The organism is Pseudomonas sp. PI1 (assembly GCF_000812405.1).
In the GTDB taxonomy this organism is placed as follows: Bacteria; Pseudomonadota; Gammaproteobacteria; order Pseudomonadales; family Pseudomonadaceae; genus Pseudomonas; species Pseudomonas citronellolis.
This window is the reverse complement of the sequence record NZ_JWMC01000092.1, coordinates 1-7,360: the sequence shown is the minus strand read 5'-3', so window position 1 is coordinate 7,360 and position 7,360 is coordinate 1. Positions and strand designations below refer to the sequence as shown.

Annotated in this window: 7 protein-coding genes; 1 reads left to right on the top strand and 6 read right to left on the bottom strand. The window is 67.7% G+C overall.

The window, feature by feature from the left end:
- Positions 1-375: 375 nt before the first annotated feature.
- The 3 genes from RN02_RS26975 to RN02_RS26965 all read right to left on the bottom strand — a co-directional run bounded on the left by RN02_RS26975 (position 376) and on the right by RN02_RS26965 (position 3,254).
- On the bottom strand, positions 376-879 hold the full coding sequence (locus tag RN02_RS26975) for a DUF934 domain-containing protein (protein ID WP_009619240.1): 504 nt from the start codon (positions 877-879) through the stop codon (positions 376-378).
- Positions 863-2,521 (bottom strand): nitrite/sulfite reductase, encoded by a 1,659-nt coding sequence (locus tag RN02_RS26970; protein WP_009619241.1) that lies wholly within the window; start codon positions 2,519-2,521, stop codon positions 863-865. Before RN02_RS26970 ends, RN02_RS26975 begins: the two co-directional genes overlap by 17 nt.
- 238 nt (positions 2,522-2,759) lie before the next feature.
- Positions 2,760-3,254 carry a PaaI family thioesterase gene (locus RN02_RS26965; RefSeq protein WP_009619242.1) on the bottom strand — a complete coding sequence of 165 codons (495 nt, stop codon included), beginning with the start codon at positions 3,252-3,254 and terminating at the stop codon, positions 2,760-2,762.
- 344 nt (positions 3,255-3,598) lie between these two features.
- Here RN02_RS26965 and RN02_RS26960 point away from each other — a divergent pair, with 344 nt between their 5' ends.
- Positions 3,599-4,678, top strand: a complete 1,080-nt coding sequence (locus RN02_RS26960; RefSeq protein WP_043318234.1) for an ABC transporter substrate-binding protein — start codon at positions 3,599-3,601, stop codon at positions 4,676-4,678.
- On the opposite strand, the gene RN02_RS26955 is transcribed toward RN02_RS26960, so the two are convergent.
- The 3 genes from RN02_RS26955 to RN02_RS26945 form a co-directional block, all read right to left on the bottom strand.
- The gene (locus RN02_RS26955) at positions 4,675-4,893 is read right to left on the bottom strand and encodes a DUF2970 domain-containing protein (protein WP_009619245.1); all 219 of its coding nucleotides are present in this window, start codon (positions 4,891-4,893) and stop codon (positions 4,675-4,677) included. The two genes, RN02_RS26960 and RN02_RS26955, sit on opposite strands and share 4 nt — an antisense overlap.
- A gap of 37 nt (positions 4,894-4,930) precedes the next feature.
- Positions 4,931-6,256: an MATE family efflux transporter gene (locus tag RN02_RS26950; RefSeq protein ID WP_043318232.1), complete on the bottom strand. Its 1,326-nt coding sequence runs from the start codon at positions 6,254-6,256 to the stop codon at positions 4,931-4,933.
- A 133-nt stretch (positions 6,257-6,389) separates the two neighbouring features.
- Positions 6,390-7,043 carry a potassium channel family protein gene (locus RN02_RS26945; protein WP_043318230.1) on the bottom strand — a complete coding sequence of 218 codons (654 nt, stop codon included), beginning with the start codon at positions 7,041-7,043 and terminating at the stop codon, positions 6,390-6,392.
- Positions 7,044-7,360 lie beyond the last annotated feature (317 nt).

Here is a 7,360-nt window from a genome sequence, read left to right as displayed (position 1 = left end):
AGGTCATGCGACATGGATGTCGCGAGAGCCCCGATGGGCTACAGGGACGTACCCTCGGGGCGGGCCTCCGTGGCGGGGGAGTTCGTGAGGGTAGCCCGGCTCCATCGGGCCCGTATGGCGGGGCAAGCCTTTTTGGTTCCTTTTGTGGCGATTGACAAAAGGGACTCGCCCGAGGGGGCGAAACAAGAAGGCCGGGCAAACTCGGAGCGGCGCAGAAACACCCAAGCCAAGGCAGCTGGGTTATCCCCCTTCGGGCCAGCACAAGCGCTGTTCGCGATGGAGCCGCGTCCCACGTTCGTGGGAACGACGATGGGGAAGAGAAGCGTGATGCCGCCGGCCCAACGAAAAAGCCCCGCCAGGGCGGGGCTTTTCAGGTCAGGCCAACTGCCGCCGGCGGAACAGCGGCTGCGGCTGGGTCACCGAGGTCTGGTAGACCTCGCTGAAGTCGTCCAGGCTGGCCAGCGCATCATATGGATCGCGGTCCGCGCGAATGGCGTAGGCATCGAAACCGCAGCTCTGCATGTAGAACAGCTGGTCGCGCAGCACGTCGCCGATGGCGCGCACCTCGCCCTTGTAGCCGTAGCGCTCGCGCAGCAGGCGTGCGGTGCTGAAGCCGCGGCCGTCGGTGAAGGCCGGGAAGTTCACCGCGATCACCTGGAACTTGTCCAGGTCCCCGGCGATGGCTTCGGGCTCCTCGTCGGAGTCCAGCCACACGCCCAGGCCGCCGTCGCGGCCGCGCAGGGCCGGGCCGTGTTCCAGCCACAGGGCCAGCGGGATGATCACGTCGTCGCTGTTGGGCACGCTCTCCAGGGTGGCGTCCTTGGGCAGCAGGTGCCAGCGGTCGTCGACCACTTCGCGGTGCTTAATGATTCGCTGCATATACGCGCTCCTTGAAGGGGTCGATGCCGATGCGGCGGTAGGTATCGAGGAAGCGTTCTTCTTCGGTGCGCCGTTCGACGTAGACCTTGATCAGCTTCTCGATCACGTCGGCCATCTGGTCCTGGGCGAAGGACGGGCCGAGGATCTGCGCCAGGCTGGCTTCGCGGCCGGCGCTGCCGCCGAGGGACACCTGGTAGAACTCCTCGCCCTTCTTGTCCACCCCGAGGATGCCGATGTGGCCCACGTGGTGGTGGCCGCAGGCGTTCATGCAGCCGGAGATGTTGAGGTCGATGTCGCCGATGTCGAACAGGTAGTCGAGGTCGTCGAAGCGGCGCTGGATGGCCTCGGCCACCGGGATCGACTTGGCGTTGGCCAGGGAGCAGAAGTCGCCGCCCGGGCAGCAGATGATGTCGGTCAGCAGGCCCACGTTGGGGCTGGCGAAGCCCAGCTCGCGCAGTTCGCCCCAGAGGGTGAACAGCTGCGCCTGCTCGACGTCGGCGAGGATGATGTTCTGGTTATGGCTGTTGCGCACTTCGCCGAAGCTGTAGCGGTCGGCCAGCTCGGCGATGGCGTCCAACTGCTTGTCGGTCACGTCGCCCGGGGCGGTGCCGGTGGGCTTGAGCGACAGGGTCACGGCGACGTAGCCGGGCTTCTTGTGGGCGAAGGTGTTGCGCTCGCGCCAGCGGGCGAAGCCGGGATGCTCGGCGTCCAGGGCGGCGAGGGCGGCGTCCTGGTCTTCCAGGGCCTTGTAGGCCGGGTCGACGAAGAACGCGGAAACGCGCTGCACTTCCGCCTCGGTCAGGGTGCTGGGGCCGTCCTTGAGGTGCGCCCATTCGGCGTTGACCTTCTCGGCGAAGACTTCCGGGGTCAGCGCCTTGACCAGGATCTTGATGCGCGCCTTGAACTTGTTGTCGCGGCGGCCATAGCGGTTGTACACGCGCAGGATGGCGTCCAGGTACGACAGCAGGTGCTTCCAGGGCAGGAATTCGTTGATGAAGCTGCCGACGATCGGGGTACGGCCCAGGCCGCCGCCGACCAGCACGCGGAAGCCCAGCTCGCCGGCCTCGTTCTTCACCGCTTCCAGGCCGATGTCGTGCACCTCGATGGCGGCGCGGTCGCTCGCGGCGCCGTTGACGGCGATCTTGAACTTGCGCGGCAGGTGGGCGAACTCGGGGTGGAAGGTCGACCACTGGCGGATGATCTCGCACCAGGGGCGCGGGTCCACCAGCTCGTCGCGGGCGATGCCGGCGAACTGGTCGGTGGTGGTGTTGCGGATGCAGTTGCCGCTGGTCTGGATCGAGTGCATCTGCACGGTGGCCAGCTCGGCGAGGATGTCCGGCACGTCTTCCAGCGCCGGCCAGTTGAACTGCACGTTCTGCCGGGTGCTGATGTGGGCGTAGCCCTTGTCGTAGTCGCGGGCGATCTGCGCCAGCTTGCGCAGCTGCCGGGAGGCGAGCAGGCCGTAGGGCACGGCGATACGCAGCATCGGCGCATAGCGCTGGATGTACAGGCCGTTCTGCAGACGCAGCGGGCGGAATTCCTCGCCGGTCAGTTCGCCCGCCAGGTAGCGGCGGGTCTGATCGCGGAACTGCTTGACGCGATCCTCTACGATCCTCTGATCGTATTCGTCGTATACGTACATGAAAAATCCTGCTGTCAGGCTATAGCGCTCGGGCGTACTACGCTTCCGAGCGCGCACGGCAACGCGCTCCACGCGGAGTGGCGGGCAAGATACCAGTTAGGGAATATGCGTAAAAGTGAAGTTTGAGTATATGGCGAGAACTTTCTGATATAAGCGCGGCATCCGTGGGAACCTTCTCCACCCACCGGCGCCGCGCCAGGGCTTGCGGCGCCTGGCCGCAGGCCCTCGCGGCGGGTCCTCAGCCTTCGCGGCCGTGGGCCTGGGCGCCCAGCTGAGCGGCATCGACGCGGACGAAAATGGAGTCGCCGATGGCGGTCAGCACGTCGCCGGCATACACCTCGCAGATGATCCGGCTCTTGCGTCCCAGCTCGCCTTCCACGTGCGCGCGCAGGGTCAGCGGCACGCCCATCGGCGTGGGCTTGATGAACTTGATGCCGAGGTTGCCGGTGACGCAGTCCAGGCGCGGCAGGCTGCCCGGCTCGCGGCCTTCGGCGCGGTAGTGGTAGGCCATGGCCGTCCAGTTCGAGTGGCAGTCCACCAGCATGGCGATCAGGCCGCCGTAGACCAGCTCCGGCCAGCCGGTGTACTTGGCCTCGGGCAGGTGCTCGGCCATCACGTGGATGCCGTCCTCGTGCCAGTAGCTCTTGATGTGCAGGCCGTGGGGGTTGCTGCCGCCGCAGCCGTAGCAGATGCCTTCGGGCGCGGCGCGGTCTTGCAGGGAGAGGTTGTCCATGGGGTGCCTTGTTCTTGTCGCGGAAACCGCCCCAGCCTAGCCGGTTTCGCCGCCCTCATGAAGGGCCGCGCCTTGTCGCTGCCCGTGCCCTGGTCTTAACTGCTGGTGGGTCCACCGAAAACAGCAATAACAAATGGGGGAAACATGAGCGAAGAATCCCGTAACGAAAACCGCGACAGCGTGATCGACGCCCGCGCGGCCTTGATCCTCATCCTGCTGGTGGTGGCTACGGCGATATTCTGGGTGAGCCATCAATAATTTAGCTCCACCGGTCAGGGGTGGGCGAACACAATGAAGGCAAATGGCTATACTTCGCCGGCTTCCGGTCGGTGGGGTGTGGGTTCTTGAGTCTTCTGTGCAGGTCCTGGTTGCTGGTCGTCGGTCTGTCGCTGTCGTTGGGCTGCCAGGCGGCGTCGGTGGTGTTCCTCAACCCGGGGCGGTCCAACGAGCCCTACTGGGTCAGCTATACCCACTTCATGCAGGCCGCCGCCGGCGACCTGGGCATGCCGCTGCGCGTGCTCTACGCCGAGCGCGACCCGCAACGCTCGCTGCAGCAGGCGCGCGAGCTTTTGCGCGACGGCCAGTTGCCCGACTACCTGGTGTTCACCAACGAGGGCTACATCGGCCCGGAACTGCTGCGCCTGTTCGCCGATACCCCGGTGCGCCTGTTCGCCGTGAACAACATGCTGACCACCGACCAGCAGCGCATCGTCGGCGGCAGCCGCGAGCGCTACCGCAACTGGATCGGCAGCCTGGTGGCCAACGAGGAGGAGGCGGGCTACCTGATGGCCCACGGCCTGCTCCAGGCTGGCGCGGCGGCGGGGCGGGGGCTGGACCTGCTGGCCTTCTCCGGGCTGGCCCAGGCGCCGGTGGCGCAACTGCGCGAGCAGGGCATGCGCCGGGCCCTGGCCGACTTCCCGCGGGCCCGGCTGCTGCAGGTGGTCTATGGCGGCTGGGACCGCCAGCGCGCCTATGAGCAGGCGCAGCAGCTGCTGCGCCGCTACCCGCAGGTGCGGCTGGTGTGGTCGGCCAACGACGAGATGGCCTTCGGCGCGATGAAGGCGGCCAGCGAGGCGGGGCGCGTGCCGGGGCGCGACATGCTGTTCAGCGGCTTGAACAACTCCCCGGAGCTACTCGGCGCGGTGATCGACGGCAGCATCAGCGTGGCCATGAGCGGCCATTTCACCCTGGGTGGCTGGGCCATGGTCCTGCTGCACGACTACGACGCCGGGGTGGACTTCGCCGCCCATGGCGGCAAGGACCGCCAGTTGCCGGTGTTCATCCTGCTGGACAAACGCCGCGCGCAGAAACTGCGCGCCAACCTGGCGCGTCCCGGCTATGGCCTGGACTTCCGCGACTTCAGCCTGGCCCTGCACCCGAAGCAGAAGGCCTACCGCTTCTCCCTGCAGCCGCTGCTGGACTAGACGCCGGCCAGGTGCAGCACCAGGCGCACCAGGGCGTAGAGCAGCAGGACGAAGACCAGGGTGAAGCCCACGCCGAGGACGATGAAGTGGCTGGGCTTGCCATGGGTGAAGTCGCGGGCGCGGTTCTTCCCGCTCTGCACGCCGAAGGCGGCGGCCAGCACGCTTTGCAGCATCTGCCAGAAGCTCGGCGGGCGGTTCTGCGGATCGTCGTTCATGCAAGCCTCCTTTGCTGTGGGACAAGCATAGCCGGCCTCAGAGTTCTATCTGCGTCCACTGGCGCTTCTGCCACATCACCGCGAAGATCGCCGAGGCCAGGCCGCGCTGGATGATCTGCATGCTCCAGATCGCCAGCAGGCCGCCGCCCAGCACCGGGCCGACCAGGTAGGCCAGGGGCAGGAAGAACAGCCACTGGTTGCCCAGGCTGACGGCCATCACCGTGCGCGTGGCGCCGGCGCCGAGCAGCGCCTGGGTCAGCACCAGGGCGGTGGCGTCGATGACCATGCCCAGGCCGGTGAACATCAGCGGCACGCGGCCCAGCTCGATCAGCGCCGGGTCGCTGACGAACAGCCGCAGGATGGCCTCGGGGAACATCCAGAACGGCGTGCCCAGCAGCGCCAGGCCGCAGGCGGCGACCTTGACCACGTCCCAGCCCCAGCGGTGCGCGCTGTCGAAGTCGCGCTCGCCCATGCACTGGCTGACCAGGGTGGTGGCCGCCATGCCCAGGCCGATGCCGGGCAGGATCAGGAACAGCGCCAGGTTGATCAGCACGTGGGCCACCGCCAACTCGCGGGTGCCGACCTGGGCGATGATCCAGAACAGCAGGGTGATGCCGGCGGCGAAGAAGAACTGCTGCAGCGAGTTGGGCAGCGACAGGCGCAGCATCACGCGGATTTCCCGCTCGCTCGGGCGGCGCGCGAGGAAGCCGTGCTGGCGGGCGTCGCGCCAGGTGATCCAGGCGTAGATCGCCGAGCCCAGGTACAGCGCCAGGGTGGTGCCCAGGCCGCTGCCCACCGCGCCCATGCGCGGCAGGCCGAACAGGCCGTGGATCAGGCTGTAGCTGATGGCGGCGTTGGCCAGGTGCATGACCACCAGGGTGCGCATGTAGGTGCCCGAGCGCCGTGTGCCGTTCCAGTAGCCGCGGAAGGAGAAGTTCAGGCCCACGGCCAGCACCGAGAGCGTGCGCCACTCGAAGTAGGGCACGCCGATGGCCAGCACTTCGGGGTCGGGCGACAGCAGGCTGACGATGGGTCTGGCGAACAGCAGGCAGGCCAGGCTGATGGGCAGGGCCAGGCCCAGGGCCACCAGCAGCCCGCAGTTCAGCGGCGCGGCCAGGTCGCCGTTGCAGCCCTGGCCGCGGCGCCGCGCCACCAGCGCCTGGACGCCGGCGCCCAGGCCCATGACCAGGGAGATGGCGACGAAGTTGGCGTAGCTGCCGATGCCCACCCCGGCCAGGGACTTTTCCCCGAGGTGGCCGACCATGGCGGCATCCACCAGGTTGAGCAGGCTCTGGCTGAGCATGCCGCCGATGATCGGCAGTCCCAGGCAGAGGATATTGCGAAGGCGCTCGCGCTCTAGCATGGCGTCCCCGAACTGCAGGTGATCCGGCGATTGTTGGTCGAGGGCGGCGGCGTGCCGGTGACCGCGCCCCTCACGGCAAAGCCTAGCGTAACGGGCGCGGCGATGCCCGCTCGATCGTCGCGCGGGCCCGGCTTCAGCGACGGCTGACGCTCATGGCGATCAGCCGCGAAACCACCAGGGCGAGGTACATCACGCCGGCAAATTCCTCGATCATCACCAGCGAACGGGCCGCGGGCGTCAGCGGCAATATGTCGCCCAGGCCGACCCCGGACAGGGTGGTGAAACTGAGGAACAGCAGCTCGGTCCAGGTGCGCGGCGCATCGGCGTCCAGCGCGGCGCTGAAGCTGCCGGGGACGGCCAGCTGGCAGAAGCTGAACAGATGGGCGAAGGCCCAGGCCAGCAGGGTGAAGGTGGCGCCGGCGGCGTACAGCTCGTCGGTGGTGGCGCGCTGGTCGGCGTTCATGTAGGCGATCAGGCTGGCCGCGGCATAGAAGTAGAAGGCCGCCTCCAGCGCCGGCACCAGCAGTTCCAGCACGCGGCTGGCCAGCCAGAGGTCGAGCAGGCCGAGGGTGAGCACCAGCAAGGCCAGCACCGCGGCGACCCAGCTATGCACCGGGCTGCGCTTGACCACCTGCAGCGCCAGGCCCAGCACCAGCAAGCCGAAGGCGCCGAACAGCGCGCGGCCCAGGGTGCTGTCGTCCATCCAGGGGTAGAGCAGCACGCCGAGCAACTGGACGAACAGCAGGATGGCGGAGGGGTGGCGCTTGAGGTGGGCGAGGGCGGGCATGATGTCGCTCGGTTACGGGTCGACTTAACCATAGCCGCTGCCGGCCCTGCGGGCCGGATCGCGGACGGAGTCCGCTCCTATGGGGAGGCGCCATGCCTCACGGCGAACTGTAGGAGCGGGCCCTGCCCGCGATTTCGCGCGCAGGGCGCGCTCCTACAGGGGAATGGCGTGGGTGGGGCAGCGTAGGAGCGGATCTCATCCGCGAATCGCGCCGGAGGTTCCGGCTATCGCGGACAAGGTCCGCTTGTATGGCGTTAGGGTAGGAACCTGTCGGGGGTGGAGGGACAAGACCCGCTTCTGCAAGCCAGACGGTAGGA